Source organism: Phycisphaerales bacterium (assembly GCA_035627955.1).
Classification (GTDB): Bacteria; Planctomycetota; Phycisphaerae; order Phycisphaerales; family UBA1924; genus JAEYTB01.
Genome location: DASPKU010000012.1, coordinates 146262 through 163782, shown reverse-complemented (window position 1 = coordinate 163782; position 17521 = coordinate 146262). Strand labels below are relative to the sequence as shown.

At 68.4% G+C, this 17521-nt stretch carries 16 protein-coding genes and 1 tRNA gene; 5 read left to right on the top strand and 12 right to left on the bottom strand.

The features are described from left to right. Positions 1 to 16: 16 nt before the first annotated feature. From VD997_10485 to VD997_10470, 4 genes are all read right to left on the bottom strand, one after another. A complete protein-coding gene (locus VD997_10485; protein ID HYE62413.1) occupies positions 17 to 1123 on the bottom strand; it encodes a hypothetical protein in 1107 nt (368 codons plus the stop codon). A gap of 166 nt (positions 1124 to 1289) precedes the next feature. After that, entirely contained in the window at positions 1290 to 2258 is a 969-nt protein-coding gene (locus tag VD997_10480; protein ID HYE62412.1) for a hypothetical protein, read from the bottom strand. A 50-nt stretch (positions 2259 to 2308) separates the two neighbouring features. Further along, positions 2309 to 4288 (bottom strand): hypothetical protein, encoded by a 1980-nt coding sequence (locus VD997_10475; GenBank protein ID HYE62411.1) that lies wholly within the window; start codon positions 4286 to 4288, stop codon positions 2309 to 2311. Between the two features lie 180 nt (positions 4289 to 4468). Further along, positions 4469 to 5857: a hypothetical protein gene (locus VD997_10470; GenBank protein ID HYE62410.1), complete on the bottom strand. Its 1389-nt coding sequence runs from the start codon at positions 5855 to 5857 to the stop codon at positions 4469 to 4471. 190 nt (positions 5858 to 6047) lie between these two features. Between VD997_10470 and VD997_10465 the strand changes: the two genes are divergently transcribed. Next, positions 6048 to 6554 (top strand): hypothetical protein, encoded by a 507-nt coding sequence (locus tag VD997_10465; GenBank protein ID HYE62409.1) that lies wholly within the window; start codon positions 6048 to 6050, stop codon positions 6552 to 6554. A gap of 47 nt (positions 6555 to 6601) precedes the next feature. Here the strand turns inward: VD997_10465 and VD997_10460 are convergent, their stop codons facing one another. Both VD997_10460 and VD997_10455 read right to left on the bottom strand, forming a co-directional pair. Further along, the gene (locus tag VD997_10460; GenBank protein ID HYE62408.1) at positions 6602 to 8410 is read right to left on the bottom strand and encodes a tetratricopeptide repeat protein; all 1809 of its coding nucleotides are present in this window, start codon (positions 8408 to 8410) and stop codon (positions 6602 to 6604) included. Positions 8411 to 8443: 33 nt separating this feature from the next. Continuing rightward, positions 8444 to 8674: a hypothetical protein gene (locus tag VD997_10455; GenBank protein HYE62407.1), complete on the bottom strand. Its 231-nt coding sequence runs from the start codon at positions 8672 to 8674 to the stop codon at positions 8444 to 8446. Between the two features lie 216 nt (positions 8675 to 8890). Here VD997_10455 and VD997_10450 point away from each other — a divergent pair, with 216 nt between their 5' ends. Continuing rightward, positions 8891 to 9883, top strand: a complete 993-nt coding sequence (locus VD997_10450) for a YafY family protein (protein HYE62406.1) — start codon at positions 8891 to 8893, stop codon at positions 9881 to 9883. 39 nt (positions 9884 to 9922) lie between these two features. Here the strand turns inward: VD997_10450 and VD997_10445 are convergent. Next, positions 9923 to 10006 (bottom strand) — tRNA-Leu (locus VD997_10445). A 124-nt stretch (positions 10007 to 10130) separates the two neighbouring features. On the opposite strand from VD997_10445, the gene VD997_10440 reads away from it, so the two are divergent. Further along, the gene (locus tag VD997_10440) at positions 10131 to 10616 is read left to right on the top strand and encodes a hypothetical protein (GenBank protein HYE62405.1); all 486 of its coding nucleotides are present in this window, start codon (positions 10131 to 10133) and stop codon (positions 10614 to 10616) included. 3 nt (positions 10617 to 10619) lie between these two features. Beyond that, positions 10620 to 12095 carry a glycosyltransferase gene (locus VD997_10435; protein HYE62404.1) on the top strand — a complete coding sequence of 492 codons (1476 nt, stop codon included), beginning with the start codon at positions 10620 to 10622 and terminating at the stop codon, positions 12093 to 12095. Here the strand turns inward: VD997_10435 and VD997_10430 are convergent. Continuing rightward, entirely contained in the window at positions 12053 to 12772 is a 720-nt protein-coding gene (locus VD997_10430; protein HYE62403.1) for a hypothetical protein, read from the bottom strand. The genes VD997_10435 and VD997_10430 overlap by 43 nt on opposite strands. A 138-nt stretch (positions 12773 to 12910) precedes the next feature. On the opposite strand from VD997_10430, the gene VD997_10425 reads away from it, so the two are divergent. Beyond that, positions 12911 to 13414 (top strand): YkvA family protein, encoded by a 504-nt coding sequence (locus VD997_10425; GenBank protein ID HYE62402.1) that lies wholly within the window; start codon positions 12911 to 12913, stop codon positions 13412 to 13414. On the opposite strand, the gene VD997_10420 is transcribed toward VD997_10425, so the two are convergent. The 4 genes from VD997_10420 to VD997_10405 all read right to left on the bottom strand — a co-directional run bounded on the left by VD997_10420 (position 13403) and on the right by VD997_10405 (position 17521). Further along, positions 13403 to 14260: an ion transporter gene (locus VD997_10420; GenBank protein ID HYE62401.1), complete on the bottom strand. Its 858-nt coding sequence runs from the start codon at positions 14258 to 14260 to the stop codon at positions 13403 to 13405. The genes VD997_10425 and VD997_10420 overlap by 12 nt on opposite strands. A 236-nt stretch (positions 14261 to 14496) precedes the next feature. Beyond that, a complete protein-coding gene (locus tag VD997_10415; protein HYE62400.1) occupies positions 14497 to 15918 on the bottom strand; it encodes a hypothetical protein in 1422 nt (473 codons plus the stop codon). Between the two features lie 80 nt (positions 15919 to 15998). Further along, positions 15999 to 16649, bottom strand: a complete 651-nt coding sequence (locus VD997_10410; protein ID HYE62399.1) for a hypothetical protein — start codon at positions 16647 to 16649, stop codon at positions 15999 to 16001. A 137-nt stretch (positions 16650 to 16786) separates the two neighbouring features. Beyond that, on the bottom strand, positions 16787 to 17521 hold the full coding sequence (locus tag VD997_10405; GenBank protein HYE62398.1) for a hypothetical protein: 735 nt from the start codon (positions 17519 to 17521) through the stop codon (positions 16787 to 16789).

The following is a 17521-nucleotide window of genomic DNA, read 5'->3' as shown; positions in this document are numbered from 1 at the left end:
GCTCGCGTGCCGCTTCTTACTTATTGAATCGGGCGGGGTCGATGTTCCAGGGGGCACGGGCGAGCTTCTCGCCGAGAACGCCCTTGACGTTGAGCACGAACTCGGCGTCGCCGGCCTTGGTGGCCTTGCCCAGCGTCTCCTGCGGGTTCATGCGGACCACCGGCTGTGAGCCCATGAGCTGAGAGGTGAGGTCGATGGTGTTCGCGGCGCTGCTGGCGAGCTGCACGAGCTTGGGCCGGTCGGCCACGGCCTCGGGCTTCTCGGCCTTCTCGACAACATTGGCAACCGCGCCGAGGAGCACGCCGCTGCACTCGGCGGCATCGGTCGCGGCGTTGGCGGGGATGGCAATGCCCTGCTGCTGAGCCTGCGTCATCACATCGCGGAGCCCCACGGCCCCCACGAGGCAGGCGTCGAGCTCGGCCCCGGCCAGGGGGTTCTTGTTGTTGCGGGCCCAGGCGGCGAGGCCCTTCGAGATCGCGGAGATGGCGGCGGGGCGCTCGGCGGGGATGCTCGCGGCCTCGATGCCGGCGCGGAGCAGGGCCTGGAGCACGTAGGGGTTGGCTTCCTGCGCGGCCTGCGGCTCGATCAGTCGGACGGCCTGCGCGAGATTGTTAAGGGCGGGCTGGTTCACCTGCACGGCACGGAACACGCGCTTGAGCGAGCACGCGGCCTCGTAGCGGACCGCGGGGGCCTTGTCGTTGAGCTTGCCCTGCACCATCAGGAGGGACTGGTCGGTCGCGAGCTCGCCGGCGATGACGAGGCCGTTGATGACGATCTTCTCGTTGCCGGAGGCAAGCATCTTCCCGACCACATCCTGGAGGGCGGCGCTGTACGCGAGGCGGAAGGAGACGGAGATGTTCTGGCCCTGGAGCTTGCTGAGGATCTGGTTGCGGTCGCGCCGGAGGTCCTCGGCCTTGGCAGGGTCGGCCTCGAGAAGGTTCTTGGAGTTGGCGTCGACGAAGGCCTTGACGGTGGCCTTGTCCTGCTCGGAGAGGGAGCCGGTGTTCTGGCGGATGGAGTCGGGGATGTCGACGATCTGGGCGAGGGACTGGCGCGAGAGGCCCACGAGCGCGATCGCCGCGGTCAGGATCCACACGTGCAGTCGGTTCAGTCTGCGGTCCAACGCTCATCCTTCCGTAGGCCGGGGGCTGGTAGGGACCCCGGGGGGAGTTGTCGTGTGCCGGTCGGGAGGGTCAACGTATCAGTACCCCCATGGACGGTCAAATGATCCGGGTTCCCGGCGGATTGGGGGCTGCGTGCGCGAACATTTCCCTTAACAGGCGGGGACTCTAGTACACCTCCAGGAACATGCGGCGGGTGGGGCGGACCTGCTTGTGCAGCATGCGGCGGGTCCAGCCGTCGATGTCCGTCATGGCGTCGGCGTCGACCTGCACGTACTGCTCGCGGGCGGGTGCTGGGAGTTCGGTGGCCAGGCGCTGCATGATGCCGAGCTCCATCCCCGCGATGCCGCAGACGTAAATCAGCGTGCGCTCACTCTCCAGTACCGGGATGAACACGTCGCGGCTGCGGCGGAGTCGCTCATGGGCGTAGAGGGGGCCGCCGTCGACGTTCTTCTCGCGGCTGATGGCGGTGAGGTAGGTGAAGTTCTTGTGCTGCTCCTGCCAGGCCAGGAGGTCCTTGTGGTAGAGGAGGTCGGTGGCGTAGGGAGAGCCCATGACGAGGATGATGCGGGACTGGACCTTGCGTTTGAAGAGGTCGAGCAGCATGCCGCGGAAGGGGGCGATGCCGGTGCCGGTGGCGAAGAAGATGTAGTCGTGGGCCTCGGGGTCGGCGGGGAGGACGAAGCGCTTGCCGCTGGGGCCGGTGACCTTCACCTCGTCGCCGGGCTTGAGGTCGCACAGGTAGTTGGAGGCGACCCCGAGGAAGAGCTTGCCGGTCTCGGTGTGCTCGTCGATGGTGCGCTTGACGGTGGTGGAGAGGACCTTGCCCTCGCCGTCCTCGCCGAAGGTCGGTGACGAGATGGAGTAGAGGCGGAGCTTGTGGGGCTTGCCTTGGGCGTCGAGGCCGGGGGGGATGACGCCGAAGGACTGGCCGGAGAGAAAGTTGCCGGCGAGGTCGGTGCGGCTGACGTCGATGGCGATGTGGCGGATGAAGCCCGCGGCCTTAGGGGTAGCGGTGCAGCGTTCATTGGAGACGACGACACCGGTGCCGGGGGCGGCGGGAGTGACGAGGTGCATCCTGGCCTCGGGCAGCAGTGGAGTGCCCGGGGTGTGGGCTTTGTGGGCCGTGCCTTCCATGGTGGGGGATTGTTGAGGTGAAGGATGGAAAGGCAACGGTTGGGGAGCGATCAGTTGCCGCCCGGGGGCTTCATGTTGCCCATCAACTGCATCATCACGGCCCTGAGCTTCTGCTGCATGGCCTCGTTGGCGGCCTCGGCGCTGTCGTACTTACCGGCCTCAACCTCGGCTGCGAAGTCTTCGAAAACCTTCGCCACCGGGGCGAGCATTGGAGCAACCATCGCACTCTGAGGGCCCTCAAGCTCCGGGATGTAGACCATCCACTTGCCATTGAACTTCTTGAGGTGGATGGTCTCGGAGCCGCTGACGGCCTTCGCGGTGTCACCAGTTTCTTCGATGGTGAATGCGGAGGCTTCCAGAGACTGCATCTGGGTGACCATCGCGGTGGGGTCCATGCCGCCGCCCAAGGCCGTGGCCATACCGCCGCCAGCCCCGCTCATGCCTTTCCCGAATTTAGCTTTGAACGCCTGATCAAGGCGGGTGCCCGCCGCGATGAGAGGCTTCATAGCATCGGGCCAATGCATCATGCCGACGGCGGCCTCTGAGTTGCCGGACTTCGAAGCGGTGAGGAATGCTTCAAGAGTTGCCTTGGGCGATGAGCCTCCGCCGGTCATTCCCGAGGCGCTGTTGGAGGAACTGCTCGAACCGCTCATCATCGCGGGCTCGCCGGTGCGGCCGGCGAGGGCGAGGTGCTCGGGGGAGGAGTTGTTCGAGGTGTCCTTGGTGACGGTAAGGGCGGTTTCGAGGAGCTTGGTGAGGCTCTCGATGCGCTCCTTAGCGGCGCCCTGAACCTTGGTGCCGGAGTAGCTGTTCGTGGCCTCTTCGAGAGACTCGGCGGCGCTGGTGCGGGCCTGGGCGGCGGCGCCCTCGGCCTGCGTGGCCTTCTCGGCGTAGCTGCTGCTGTCGGCGAGGGCGGGCTGCACGTTGGCGAGTGAGTTGAGCAGGGCCGCGTACACGCGCTGGGTCTGCGAGTTCTGCCAGTGCATGAAGGCGGTAGCGAGCTGCACGTCGCCGGTGAGGGCCTTGCCCGCACCCTGTGAATCCTTGGAGGATTCGCGGGCGGCCTGGAGGGCCTTGGTGTAGAGGCTCTGTGCCTTGTCGAAGGCGGCGACGGCCTCGTCACGGGCGGTGGTGACCTTGGCCATGGTCTCGCGGAGTTGCACGCCCGCCTTCTCGGCGGCAGCGCCGGCCTCGGCGGCCTCCTTGCGCGACTTGGAGAGGTGCTCGGCGAGCGCCGCCTCGGTCGCCTCCATGTCCTTCTTCTGGTTCTCGAGCTGCGTGATGATGGCCTGGGCCTCGCGGACCTGCGGGGCGATCACGTCCGCCTGGGCCTGGAGCTTGGTGCCGGCCATGCGGAGCGTGTCGGCCTCGCGCTTGATGCCGTTGGCCTGCTCGACAAGCGGCACGCCATCGGTGGCGCTGACCTTACCGGCCTGCTCCATGAGCTGGGCGTACTTGGTCTCGCGCTCGGCGACCGCGTCCATCTTCTGCTTGGCCTTGCCGGTGAGGTCGTTGAGCTGCGCTTCGAGCTGCTGCTTGCGCTGGCGCTCGGCGGCGATGGCGGCGTCCTTGTCGGCCTTGCCCTTAGTGAGTTCCTGGAGCTGCGGGGCGGGGTCGTAGGAGGCGGCTGCGACTTTTACGGCCTGGTGGCGGCGCCATTGGGAGAGGTAGCCCTCGACCTCGACGATCAGGTTGCTGAGATTGGCGACCTTGCTCGAGGCCTCACCCATCGCGTGCTCGGCGAGGGTGAGGTTGGACTGGGCCAGCATCATGGAGGCCGCGGACTTCTCGCTGGCGGTGCCGTCGGCGAGGTAGGGGTTGAGGGCGGTGCTGACCTTGCCGAGATTGGTGGCCTCGACCTCGGCCTGCGAGGGCGCGGGGCTGTCGGCGCTGAGGGCGTGCATCTCGCGGGCCTGGACGACGATGGCCTTGTCGGCGGCGCTCTGGCGGTCGTCGCAGCCGCCGGCGAGGGCGGCGAGCAGGGCGGCGGAGAGTGCGAACGGCAGGCGCAGGTTCACGCGGTTGGTCATTGATCGCCTCGGAGGTCTGGGTCGCCTCAAGTCAGGTGTGCGGTCCCCGGTTGGTGTGGGCCACGCGGGATCGCCACTGTAGCAGAAGACCGGCTGGTTCGGTCAGGGTGGTGCGGTCACACCCCATGCTCGTTCGGTGGGCGGTCGCCGGGGGTTGCGGGCGATCGTCCGGGATGCGGCTCAACGCTCGACGGGTTTGCCGTCGGGCCCCAGGCCGTGTGGCTTCTTCGGGGTGGGTGCGGGGGCCTTGTAGTCGATGGGGTAGTCGGGGCGCTTGGGGTACATGGACTTCATCCACTCGACTGCCTGGGTGAAGCGGTCGTCCTCTACGCTGCGGAAGACAGGCTGCCAGTTGCCACGGGAGGGGGGCACCTCGGGGTGCTTGTTGACGGCGAGGTCGCGGGGCAGGCCGTACTCGAGCAGGGGCGAGCGGGTGGGCTCGTTGTAGTTGATGAGCGGCTGGCCGTTGGCGAGGCGGAAGCGCTCGAGGATGAGGAAGTTGGTGTAGGCGGCGGCGTCGGAGGCCTGCTGGCGGTTGTAGAGCCAGAGGCGGCCGGCGTCCTGACCGCCGTGGCACTGGTCGGTGGCGCAGCGGTTGATCAGCCAGTGGCGGTTGATGCGGTCGCGGAACATCTGGAAGGCGCGTGGATTTTCGAGGACCTGAACCTCGGGGTAGAACTCGCGGGCCTTGAGGTCGAACATCCAGGAGAGGACCTCGGCGGAGCTCATGCGGAAGAAGAGGGCCCGGCCGGCGGGGTTGACGGGGACGGGCCCCTTGCCCTCGACGACGATGCCCGCGTACTTGTCAAGGAAGCGGCGGATGGTGTCCTGCTCGATGATCATCCGCGGCGGGTCCTTGAGGTCGACCTCGAAGACGCGGATGAGGTTGATCTGCTCCTTGGTGAGCAGCGGGAACTCGGGGGCCTTGGGGTGCTTGGCGCCGGGCTCGCGCTTGGCGGCCTTCTGGGCGGCGACGGCCTGCTGGGCGTGGACGAGGTTCTTGAGTTCCTTGGCGTCGGGGTTGGCGGGCTCGAGCTTGAGGACGTGCTCGACCTCGAGCAGGGCGAGGTCGTAGCGGCCGCGACCGAAGACCCACTTGGCGAGCTTGAGGCGGTTCTCGACGTCCTGTGGATCGATCATGCCCTTGTAGGTCTGGTAGCGGTCCTGCACCGGGGCGAGGATGAGGACCTTGTCCACCGTGTCCATCTTGAAGGTCGTGTGGATGCCGGCGATCGAGATGATGATGCGCTCGAGGCTCTGATCAACGAGCTCGCCGGAGATGCGCTTGCCGTCGAGCAGGATGACCTCGGCTTCGGTGGGCTCGGGGACCCGGTCGACGGTGACGGGGACCTGCTCTTCGGGTGCGTCGGGGGCCGTTGCGGGGGCCGGCTGCGGGGCGGCGGCCGGGTTTGCGGGGCCGACGTCGCCGGGGGAGGGGCGCGGGGTCTCAGGCTGAGCGGTCGGCTGCTCGGGCTGGGTGGCGGCGATGCAGGCCAGGCCTACGGCGGCGAGCCACAGCAGGGGCGTGCGGCGGCGATGGTGGCCCTGCATCGGGGCTTGAGTCTTCATGGTTGCCATTGTCACCCACGGGGGGCGGCGTGTAAAGCCGTGCGGCTGCGGCGGCGCCGTTCCGGGAAGGGTGTACGAGGGCGGTGGGGGGGCGGTTGGGGTAAATAGCAAAGGGCAAAGGGGCAAAGGGCAAATGTGGAGGCGGATCTGCCGCTTGGCGGTTCGATGTTTGCCCTTTGTACACTGGGCTATGACGATCGATATCCGCAACATCCGGGATGTGCCGCGGATGCTGGAGGTGATGAAGGACGGGCGGGTGCTGGCGCGGCGGGTGAAGCCCCCGTTCATGCGGGCGGTGTTCGCGCTGTCGAGCGTGTACGAAGTGCCGGGGCGGGACGGGGCGGGGGCGCGGATTTTCTGGTTCACCCCCCACGAGATGAGGGGGCGGGTGTTCTTTGCCCTCAGCCCCATGCGGATGCGGGATGGGACGGAGGGGGCGTACCTCGACCACTTCTATGTGCCCACGCCGGGGCAGGGCGACGGGGGGCGGTGTCTGAGGATGCTGTGCGAGTTGGCGGACCACCACGGGGCGACGATCTGCCTGAACGCGGAGCCGGAGGGCGACAAGCCGCTCGATGGCGAGCGGCTGCAGCGGTGGTACGAGAAGCACGGGTTTGAGTTCAGCGCAGGGATCGGGGCGAGGGAGCAGCGGGGGGCGGTGAGGAAACCAAAGGGAAAAGTGAAGCGTGAAAAGTGAAAATCGGGGGCGCTCCGATGCGTCACTGGCTGTTCACTTTTCCCTTTTCACTTCTCATTTTGCGCGACACGCGTGATGCGTTGGCCGCGGGTCCAGGCTTCGAAGCCCTGCACGGCGGCATCGGTGAAGCGGCGGGCGAAGGCGCGGCGGTCGCCGATGGGGCAGGCCAGGAACTTGTCGCGCAGCGTGGAGCGGAGGGTCTTGAGCCGCTCGGTGTCCTTGGCGAGGGCGACGGCGATGTCAACAAACTCGTCCTCGGTGCTCGCGCAGAGCTCGGGCGTGCCCACGGCGGAGAGGATGGAGCGGCTGACGCGGCTGGCGGGGGTGCTGCCCGACAGGCTGACAATCGGCACACCCATGAGGCAGGACTCGCAGAGGGTGGTGGTGCCGTTGTAGGGGAAGGTGTCGAGGCAGATGTCGGCGCGGTTGTAGAGGGGCAGGATCTGGCGGCTGCTGGGCTCGGGGGGCTCGGCGAGGATGCGGGCGGGGTTGACACCAGCGGCGGCGAATCGGGTACGGACGTCGTCGCGGACCTCGGGCTCGGTGAAGCCGAAGTGCTTGAGGATGATGGTGGAGCCGGGCAGAGCGTTCAGCACGCGGGCCCACATCTGGAAGAGCGGCGAGTTGAGCTTGATCAGCGTGCTGAAGGCGACGAAGGTGGGGCCGGTGGCGTCCTCGCGGAGCATGGGCAGCTCGTTGATGGGTGGCAGGGTGTCGGGGGCGCGGTAGGAGAGGAAGCAGGGGTCCATGCGGAGCAGCGTCTCGACGCTGTACTGGTCGCAGCCGTCGGGCTCGCTGAGGGAGTCCACGAGGCGGTAGTCGACGGTGGGCAGGCCGGTCTGGTTGGGAAAGCCCATGTAAGTCATCTGTACCGGCGCGGGCTTGACGCCGAGCACGTCGAGGCGGTGTCCGTTAGTGTGGCCCGCGAGGTCGATGAGGACGTCAATTTTGTCCTTGCGGATGAGGTCGGCCGCGGCGCGGGTATCCAGGCCGTAGGTGCGCCGCCAGAGGTCGAACCTGGGGCGGAGGACGTCGGAGCGGGCGTCCTCGTGGCTGGCGTTGCTGTATGCGGCGACGAAGACGCGCGAGCGGTCGGCGTATTCGGGGAAGGCCTCGATGAGGTAGCCGACCGCGTGATCGCGGAGGTCGGGGGAGAGGAGGCCAACGCGGACGGGCGCCTTGGGGTCGCGCCCCGCGAGGTGCTGCGCGGGCGTGTGCTGCTGGGGCTGGCCCAGCAGGTGCAGCATGATGCGCCCGTATTCCCTGTGGGCGCGGTGGAGCTCGCCAGGGTCGATGCCCGGGGCGTAGTTGAGCATGCAGGCAAAGTGCTGGGCGCGCCCGAGGTTGTCCGGCTCGCGCTGCACGAGGGCGCGGAGGACGGGGATGGCCTCTTCCACGCGCCCCATCGAGTGCAGCGCGTGCGCGTAGGTGTTGGTGCACTCTGAGTCGCCGGCGTCGACGCCTGGCTTGAGGGCCTTCACCGCGGAGGCGTACTTAGAGAGCGCGGCGTAGGTATAGCCGAGCAGGGCGCGGGTGCCGATGGAGTTGGGCATCATGGCCAGGGCCCGCGCGAGTGGGGCCTCGGCCTGGGCGTACTTGCCGACGTGGTTGAGCATCTGCCCGTAGTTGTGCAGGAGCATCGGCTCGTCGGGGGCACGGTCGAGGGCCTGCTTGGCGAAGTACTCGGCCTGGACGTAGCGCTGCTGGACGGAGAGGGCCGCGGTCATGAGGGCGTAGCCGCCGGGGTGGGCGGGGGCCGCGGCGATCGCGCGCTTGAGGATGGCCTCGGCCTGGGCGGGCTGGCCGGCGTCAAGGAGGGCGTTGGCGCGTTGCAGGAGCTGACCGGCCTGTGACATGCGGAGTGATCGTACCGCCGAGCGCCGGGCGGCTCACGCGGTCTCGCGGAGCGGCGTGTCGCCGAGGGTGCCGGCGATCTGGGCGCGGTGGATGATCTGCACCGTCCAGGTGGGCGAGTGCCCGAGCCAGGGGCGGAAGTGGGCGGCGGTATCGGCGAGCACCTCGCGCACGGGCGTCGATGCTGGCGCGGTGATGAACGTGCTGTAGTGGTGCTCAGGGTCGGCGAGGCAGGTGTGGCGGACTTCAATCAGGTGATGGTTCACGGAAAAGCCCCTCACGGCAGGTCGCGGAAGAGTGAACGCGGGCCGTGCCGTGAGGGACGATACTTGGTATCACTTGCACGACAAGGTCCCTCGGCCAGCGCGGGTTGTGCGACGGTGACGCGGTGTTGTCAGCGGCGGGGCCGTACCGACACGAGGGTGTCAGCCAATGGACGGCGTGCGTTGGGGGTCGTGGGGGTCGTGGGGGCGGGAGAGGTCATGAGCTACACGCGGATTCACAGGCTGCTGAGGATCGTCACGCTGGTGCAGGGGCAGCCGGGGTGGACGGCCAAGCGGCTGGCGGCGGAGTGCGGGGTGGATGAGCGCACGATCTTCCGCGACATGAAGGAGCTGGAGGGAGTCGGGATTCCGATCTCGTTTGACAGCACGGGCGCGGGGTACCGGATCAGCGGCGACTTCTTCCTGCCGCCGGTGCACCTGACGCCGGAGGAGGCGCTGTCGCTGGCGCTGCTGTGCGAACAGGTGGCGGAGCCGGAGCAGATTGCGCACCTGCGCCCGGCGTGGCGGGCGATGGCGAAGATCCAGAACCAGCTGCCGCGGTCGATCCGCGAGGATGTGCAGAGGGTCGCGGAGAAGGTGACGATCCAGACCGCGCCGGCGACGCCCTCGGAGGGGCATGAGGACGTGTACGAGCGGGTGAAGTCGGCGATCGCGGAGCGGCGGGCGCTGGTGTGCCGGTACGACTCGGTGGACGGGCGGTCGGGCGAGGAGGAGTTTGACTTTGAGCCCTACGCGCTGTTCTTCAGCGTGCGGGCGTGGTACGCGATTGGGCATCACTCGGGGCGCGGGGCGCTGCGGTGCCTGAAGCTCAACCGTTTCACGAAGGTGTCGCCCACGCAGCGGCCGTACACGGTGCCGGAGGACTTCTCGGTCGAGGGGTACATCGGCAACGCGTGGCGGATGATGCGCGGCGAGGTTGAGCACGACATCGTGGTGCGGTTCAAGCCCGGTTTCGCGGAGACGGTGAGCGACACGCGCTGGCACAAGACGCAGAGCTTCGAGTTCGAGCCCGACGGCTCGGCGGTGTTCAAGGCGCGGGTGGCGGGGCTGGACGAGGTGTCGTGGTGGGTGCTGTCGTACGGGCCGGGGTGCGTGGTGGAGCAGCCGCCGGAGTTGGCGCGGAGGGTGCGGGAGCTGGCGGAGGCGACGGTGGCGCGGTACGACGGCTCTGATGGCAACGCAGGCGCATGAAAAAAGGCCCGCGTGCCGCGGGCCTTTGGCCAACATGAATGCCCAGGAGAGGACTTGAACCTCCATGCCCTTGCGGGCGCTACCACCTCAAGGTAGTGCGTCTGCCAATTTCGCCACCTGGGCGGTGGGGGAGGGAAATATACGCGCGCCCGGGCAAAAGTGAAACGGGGGCGTGGACCCCTGGTCGGCACCTATGCTTGGCCCCCGCTCCGGGCGGTCTGTCCCGTGGGCGGCACGTGGAGTGCGCATGACCGCGAGTCAACCGTTTTTGCCCGCCGCGGGGATTGCCCTGCTGGAGCACGTGGCCGAGAAGGCCCGGGCTTCTGATGTGTTCGGCGAGGTCACCGTCAAGGGCGGGGTGCTGGAGGCGGCGGCGAAGGCGTCGGCGGAGCCCGCGGCGTACCGGCTGAGCATCGAGGGCGGGAAACTCTGGGTGTCGCTGGTGACGGCGAACCGCTGGCTGAGCCAGTCGATCGAGCAGGACCTGGTGCACACGGGGGACAAGCTGGATGACCTGCTGCTCGAGGAGCTGGTGGACCTGGGGTATGCGGGGCTGGTGCCGAAGTTCGAGCACTTCCGCAGCGAGGACAAGCTCTTCACGTTCCGGTCAGTGGTGCCGGTGAACATCCTGAGCCCTTCGGCCGCGGACCGCGAGACGGCGGTGCAGTTCCTGCTGGGGTACGAGGCGTGCTTCCGCAACCTGGGCGACATGGAAGCCGACGACGAGGAGTAGGCGATGCGGATCCTCATGCTCGGGTGGGAGTTTCCGCCGTTCATCGCGGGGGGCCTCGGCGTCGCGTGTTATGGGCTGACCAAGGCGCTTGACAAGCTGGGGCACGAGGTGGTGTTCATCCTGCCCAAGCCGGTGGACCGTTCGCACAGTTCGCACGTGAAGATGCTGAGCCCCAAGGCCTTGGTCACGGGGGGGCGGGCTTTCAGCCCGCAGCAAGGTTCTTCCTCATCTGATTCGGATGCGGTGCAGATGCTCGACGAGGAGGGCAACCCGCTGCCGGGCCTCGAGCACGTGACGTTCAAGGGCGTGCCGGCGTCGTTCAGCAGCCCCTACCCGGGGTTTGATGCCGAAGCGTTCGCGCGTCAGATCGCAGGCGGGACGCAGGAGTTCCTCGCGGGGGTGCATGAGAGCTACGCGGGGATGGAGGACGCGACCGGGGCCGCGGCGGTGGCCGACGCGGCCAGCGGCACGGCGGTAGAGCACGCGCCGGCGCCGCGCGCCAGCGGCCACATAGGGATGGGCGGGGGCGCGGGCGAGGGGTACGGCAGCGACCTGTTCGGCGACGCCGAGCGGTACGCGCGGCTGGTGGTGGCGATCACGCGGCGCGAGCGGTACGACGTGATCCATGCGCACGACTGGCTGACGTTCCCGGCGGGGATCGCGCTGGCGCAGGTGAGCGGCAAGCCGCTGGTGGTGCACGTGCACTCGACGGAGTTTGACCGCGCGGGCAACAACGTCAACCAGCGGGTGTACGACATTGAGCGGGCGGGCATGCACGCGGCCGACCGCGTGGTCGCGGTATCGCAGTTCACCAAGAGCATCTGCGTGCGGCGGTACGCGGTGGCGCCGGACAAGATTGACGTGGTGTACAACGGCGTGGACCGCGACAGCGTGCAGCCGCGGGAGGGCGACAAGATCGAGGCCGGGGACAAGATCGTGCTGTTCCTGGGGCGGATCACGATGCAGAAGGGGCCGGAGTACTTCATCGCCGCGGCCAAGCGGGTGCTGGAGAAGTACGAGAACGTGAAGTTCGTGCTGGCCGGCAGCGGGGACATGGCGCTGCGGATGATCGACCTCGCGGCCAGCATGGGCATCGGGCACAAGGTGCTGTTCACCGGTTTCCTGCGCGGGCGGGACGTGGACCGGGTCTTCAAGATGGCCGACTGCTACGTGATGCCCAGCGTCAGCGAGCCCTTCGGGATCTCGGCCCTGGAGGCGATCAGCCACGACGTGCCGGTGATCCTGAGCAAGACCAGCGGGGCCAGCGAGGTGCTGACGCACGTGCTGAAGGTGGACTTCTGGGACATCGATGAGATGGCCAACAAGATTCTGGCGGTGCTGCGGTTCCCGCCGCTCAGCGAGACGCTCCGCGAGCACGGGGCCTTTGAGCTGCACCGGCTGACGTGGGAAGGGGCGGCGGAGCGGTGCGTTGAGAGCTACCGCGTGGCGCTTGCCAAGAGGGCGCCGGCGCTGGTGTGACGACGGCGTCGACGGGGGATCAGCAGCAGGGCCGAGGCCGCGATTGCTCCCGGTGCAGGGACAGCGGTGATGCGTGCATCGACGTGGTCGAAGACGTCAGAACCCGGGTTGAGGCCGACGTCCTGCCGCCATTCCTGCGTGGCCGTGCTCTGGAACAGCGTGTGGAGGGGGCTGGAACCGACGGACGCGAACTGCGCGGCGACCACGCCGAACTGGCGTGTTCCGACAATGTTCGTGAACGCGATTGCGAAGCACAGCGAGTCGGGCACCGTCACACCCGGGTTGAAGACCACCTCCACGGCAGAGGTCGTTGGAAGCACGACGCCCGTCCGTGTGCCCGACCAGATCGGCGCGCCGGGCACGCCGCCCGACAGGTGGTAGAGCGTGAGCTCAACGTCGAGCGTGACCGGTGACGCGGGGGACTGGAACGACCAAAGTCGTGTTGAGAACTCGGTGACGAAGCGGTCGGTGCCGGCGAGCGTGACGGCGTCGCCTACGCGGCAGTCCACCTCGCGACCGCTGCCACTCACTTCGAAGAAGCTGCTGCGTTCATCAGGCTCGTTGATGAGCAGGACGCCCGCGGGGTTGGCCTGGCGCGCGGAGTAGACGATCGCACCGTGGGCTGAGGGTGCCGCAACGATGGCCGTAATCGCGGTGCACAGCGGAATCCGAGTCACGGGGAGGCTCCAGGCGGTGTGAAGCTACACCAGGCCGGGTGAGAATCAAGGAAACCTCGTGCTGTCTGAAACTATCGCGAACGGACGCCGAAAACATGGGGCAGGCTGTGGGTGGACCTGCAGAGCAGGAGGCTCGCCATGCGTATCGGACGAGGCGTCGCGTCGGGGTGGGGGTTCCGCAACTGGAAGGGCACGCGCCCCGGGCGCGGGCTGTGGGGCATCAAGCACGGCTGGTGGGTCGTCATCAGCCTCGTGTACATGATCTCGCCGCTGGACGCGATCCCCGACTTCATCCCCGTGCTGGGGCTGATGGACGACTTGGGTGTGTTTGTGTTCATGCTCTACAACCTCGTGCAGTGGCTGAAGACTTCGAGCTGGGCGAGCGACCTGTGGAGCGGCAAGCGGCGGGACACGATGGTGTACGCGCCGTCCCCGGATGCGGGCCCGCGGGCGCAGCCGCGCTCGGAGGCGGCCTCGATGCGGACCTACGAGGTGCAGGTGACGGACCACGCCGGGGCGGAGCGGTGGGTGACAGTGGCTGCCACTAGCGAGGACGAGGCCCGCCGGAGCGTGGCCGCGGCGGGGAACTACAGGAGCGTGGGGCGGGTGCGCTCGCGGGCGGCGTCAGTCTCAAAGCCTTGACCCGCACCACTTGCAGTGCACGGCGTCGGCGTCGTGGCCTTCGCGGGTGCAGGTGGGGCAGGACTGGCTGCTGACGGGCTTGCCGAGTTGTCCGCGGCTGGCGAAGGCGATCTCGGTGGTGACGATGCCGGTGGGGACCGCGAGCACGCCGTAGCCCAGGATCATGACCACCGACGCGATGAAGCGCCCCAGGGTCGTAACGGGGGCAATGTCGCCGTAGCCGACGGTGGTGAGCGTGGAGATCGCCCAGTAGATGCTGGTGGGGATGCTGGTGAAGCCGTTGCGCGGGCCCTCAACGACGTACATGAGGGCGCCCAGCGAGCAGACCGACGTGAGGACAAAGACCAGAAACACGATGATCTTGGGGCGGGCGGCCCGCAGGGCGGTGACGAGCAGCCGCGCCTCGCCCACGTGCTGGGCGAGCTTGAAGATGCGGAAGATCCGCAGCAGCCGCAGCACGCGGACCGTCATGAGCGACTGCGCCCCGGGGATCAGCAGCCCCAGGAAGCTGGGAAGGATCGCCAGCAGGTCGATGATGCCGTAGACCGACACGGCGTAGCGGAGCGGGCGGCGCACGCACCACAGGCGCAGGCAGTACTCGGCCGTGAAGAGCACGGTGAAGACCCACTCAGCGACGTGCAGCGCGGTGCGGTAACGTGCGGCGATGTGCTCGACGCTCTCGAGGGTGACGGCGAGCACGCTGAGCAGGATGGCGACGAGCAGCAGGATGTCGAAGAGCCGGCCCTCGGGGGTGTCGGACTCGAAGATGATCTCGTGCACGCGGGCGCGGCGGGGCGAGAGGGCGCCGGCGTCGGGGGCGCGGTCGGCAGGCTGTGGCTGGCTCACCTGCGAAGTGTACAGGCGGGTGTTCAGGTCTGCGGGTATGCGGGTTTGGTCAGGCGTATCGAGGAGGGGAAAGGCCGAACACAGAGTGGACGGAGAAGGGAACGGAGTCACACAGAGAGGACCCCTTGCATTCAACCCTGTGACCTCTGTCCTACTCCGTGTTCTCTGTGTTCTGCCTTCGCATTACATCTCGTTGATGGGCAAAGTGTTCGCGGCCTGCGGGCGAGCCGTTCGAGTCAGTCGGGCGGGGCGAGCAAGACATAGGCCTCGTCTTTGTGCACCGTCGTCCAGCGGTGCTGGGTCAGCAGCTCGCCGATGGCGCTGCCGGTGGTGGTCAGCACGAGGTCGGGGTTGTACTTCTCCAGCGTGTCGGGCCAGTCGCCGTCGGCGGCGTAGAAGCGCATGTGGTCCTGCACGACCTCGGCGGAGTACGCGGCCTCGTAGCGGCTGTCGAGGGACACCTTCACATCGGGCCACAGCCGCCAGGAGAGGTAGGCGCTGCCATTGAAGGGTGTGAGCACGTTGCCGGTGAAGCGGGTGCGCTCGAGGTAGTCCGCAGCGTGCACGGGCAGCACGGCGGCGGCCGCGTCGGCGTCGCGGGTGGCCAGCTCCACGCGCCAGGGCGGGGCCGGGAGGGCGAACAGGCACGCGCCGGTCGCGGCGAAGGCGCCGGCGGCGATGAGGGCGCGGCGGCGTTCCCACAGGCGTGCGAGCAGGCCGTCGAGCGGCGTGCCCGCGAGCATCCCGGGCACGTACGCGACCCACACGACGGCGAGAATGGAGAGGTGCCGCTGGTGCATGAAGCTCTCAACGAGGGCCGCGAGCAGGACGGGGAGGCCCGGCAGTGTGCGCCATCCCTTGCGGAGCGCCGCGTAGAGCGTGATCAGGGCGGAGAAGCTGGCGGCGGCGAGCTCGAGCCGCAGGCCCGGGGTCCAGAGCGGGGCCCACTCGCTGATGAGGCCGCGTGGCATGGTGACTGCGGAGAAGAGGTACCTGACGAAGTCGGTCCCGTAGGGATTGATGAGCATGAGCGGTACGGCCGCGAGGCCCGCGGCGATGAGGTGCCACTGCGGCTTGCGGGTGCGGGCGACCTGCTCGAGCCAGTGCAGGGCGAGGATGGCGGGGCCAACCACGAAGCCGCCGTGGATGTTGAGCCAGGGGATGAGCAGGAGCAGCCACAGCGGCACCCACCACTTGATCCCACGCCGGTCAAGGTCCATGAACAGCAGCTGCGCGGCCAGGAACACCAGCGTGAACAGCTGCGCCCGCACCGGGCTGATCCCCGCGGAGAGGAACAGCAGCCCCAGCGGCATCGTCGCGGCGATGATCCCCCACGAGGCGCCGCGTCTTCGCGCCGTGAGCGTCGTGAGCGCGAGGATCGCGGCCACGAGCATGATGCGGAGGGCGGCGACGGCGTGCAGCCCGGCGAGCTGCCAGAGGCCGTGCAGGATGAACCCCATGCCCCACTCGTGATGGACGACGGGGGAGAGCGTGGGGGTGAAGGCGAAGAGGTCGTCGCGTGGCACGTGCCCGAGCTCGATGGCCGCCTTGGCGAGGGCCATCTGGTGGAACATGTCGTGGTCGGCGAAGCGGAAGGCGGCGAGGATGAGGGCCACCATGGCAAGCAGGGCGGCGGCGATGCAGGCAGGGGCGATCACGCCGGAATGTGCTGGACGTCCGGCAGCAGCGGGGGGGCTCTGTGCGCTGGAGGGGTTGTTAGTGGTGGTGGAGGTGCGGGTCACGGTGTGCCCTGATCATCGGCATCCGGGCGGCTTGGACCCAGCACGCCGAGCGAGAGGTACGTGGTGACCGCCATCAGGAAGTACACGACCATGCTGACGGCCAGGCCCAGCCCCGTTGCCCCCGCGGCCACCACCGGCGCGTCGTCGCGGTACGACCCTCCACGCACCCAGGTGACCACGAAGAACGCGCCCACGAGGAACTGCACCGCCGCGGGCATGATCATAAAGGTGCGGGTGAGGCGGGGGTCGCGGCGGATCGCGATGAGCGTGGTGGCCGAGGCGCTCATGAACACGTGCACGATGAGCACGAACACGATCACCGGCAGGACCTCGCCCCCGCGGCTGCCCAGGAAGAAGCAGGGGTACGCCGCCGGCAGCACCCCCGCGAGCGCGACGAGAGCGGCCCTGAGCGGCACCTCCGGTGGCGCGGTGCGGCGGGCCATGAACGCCGAGTACCGCTCGCGCGTGCCGCACTCGGGGCACGCGGCGTTCCCGGGCAGGCCTTCGAGCGAGTAGCCGCAGGAGAGGCACTGGCGGTCGTCGATCACCCCGCGCGAAGGGCGCGGGATGCCCGCCCACGAGATGGCGTTGGCGGCCGCGATCATGAGGCCCCAGGCGAGGAGGGGAAGAAAGACGATGGCGCACACGGAGGCAGTGTAAACGGGGCGGGGATGATGTCGTGGGACGAGCGGCGTCCAAAAACGACGCCGCGGGCCCCGATCGTGTTTTCAGGCGGGCCCGGCGTCGTATCCGTGTCCCCGATCGTGTCAGGAGCAGTGATTCGTCAGGCCGCGCGTCGTCGCGCGTTTTCGTCGAACGCCGGGGGAGCGGCCGGTGTGTTCAGTTGATGCGCGGCGTGCGGGCGCACGGGCAGGTCGATGGCGATAGGCATGGTCATGGGGCTGGCCTTGCCCGCCCGCATGGCCTGGAGTGTGTACAGCACGGGTGCGCCGGGCACGAGCGGGGCGGTCTCGTCGGTGTAGTGCAGCTCGCTGGTCATGCCGACGATGCGCGGCCCCGCGGCGCCGGGGTCCTGGCGGTAGATGATGAAGGTGGTGCCGGCGCCGCCGCGGGCGCCGGGGCCGTTGTTGGTGCCTGTGGGTCCGGTCCCGCGCCAGGCCAGGCGCACGCTGCCCGTCCCATCGATGGAAGCGGTGGGGGTGGTGGGAGCGTGGGGCGCGGGCACCGGGCTGGGGTCCTTTGGTGCGTCGATGCGGGCGCGGCTGTTGATCGTGGGGTCGTTCATGGTGACGGCCTTTGCCTTGATGGTGGTGATGGCGGCGGCGCCGGGCTTGAGCAGCTGCGCCATGGCGGTGTGCAGGGCAAGCGTCGCGGCCTTGGCCTGGGCTCGGACGAGCTCCGCGGCCTGGTAGGCGGCACGTGCCTGCGCGGTGAGCTCCTCGAGCTGCGCGACTGTCTCGCTCGAGAGGCCCAGGCCCGCGGGGTCGAGCGACCAGTCGGGCAGGCGCGTCTCGAAGAACTGGATCTGCTCGGGGATGGTGCGGGGGAGGATTCGCAT

What these genes read in the sequence shown, in the direction of transcription:
- VD997_10480 (HYE62412.1), bottom strand. Translation starts at nt 2,258, where the DNA reads ATGGAAGGCACGGCCCACAAAGCCCACACCCCGGGCACTCCACTGCTG.
- VD997_10475 (HYE62411.1), bottom strand. Translation starts at nt 4,288, where the DNA reads ATGACCAACCGCGTGAACCTGCGCCTGCCGTTCGCACTCTCCGCCGCC.
- VD997_10470 (HYE62410.1), bottom strand. Translation starts at nt 5,857, where the DNA reads ATGAAGACTCAAGCCCCGATGCAGGGCCACCATCGCCGCCGCACGCCC.
- VD997_10465 (HYE62409.1), top strand. Translation starts at nt 6,048, where the DNA reads ATGACGATCGATATCCGCAACATCCGGGATGTGCCGCGGATGCTGGAG.
- VD997_10460 (HYE62408.1), bottom strand. Translation starts at nt 8,410, where the DNA reads ATGTCACAGGCCGGTCAGCTCCTGCAACGCGCCAACGCCCTCCTTGAC.
- VD997_10450 (HYE62406.1), top strand. Translation starts at nt 8,891, where the DNA reads ATGAGCTACACGCGGATTCACAGGCTGCTGAGGATCGTCACGCTGGTG.
- VD997_10440 (HYE62405.1), top strand. Translation starts at nt 10,131, where the DNA reads ATGACCGCGAGTCAACCGTTTTTGCCCGCCGCGGGGATTGCCCTGCTG.
- VD997_10435 (HYE62404.1), top strand. Translation starts at nt 10,620, where the DNA reads ATGCGGATCCTCATGCTCGGGTGGGAGTTTCCGCCGTTCATCGCGGGG.
- VD997_10425 (HYE62402.1), top strand. Translation starts at nt 12,911, where the DNA reads ATGCGTATCGGACGAGGCGTCGCGTCGGGGTGGGGGTTCCGCAACTGG.
- VD997_10405 (HYE62398.1), bottom strand. Translation starts at nt 17,521, where the DNA reads ATGCGAATCCTCCCCCGCACCATCCCCGAGCAGATCCAGTTCTTCGAG.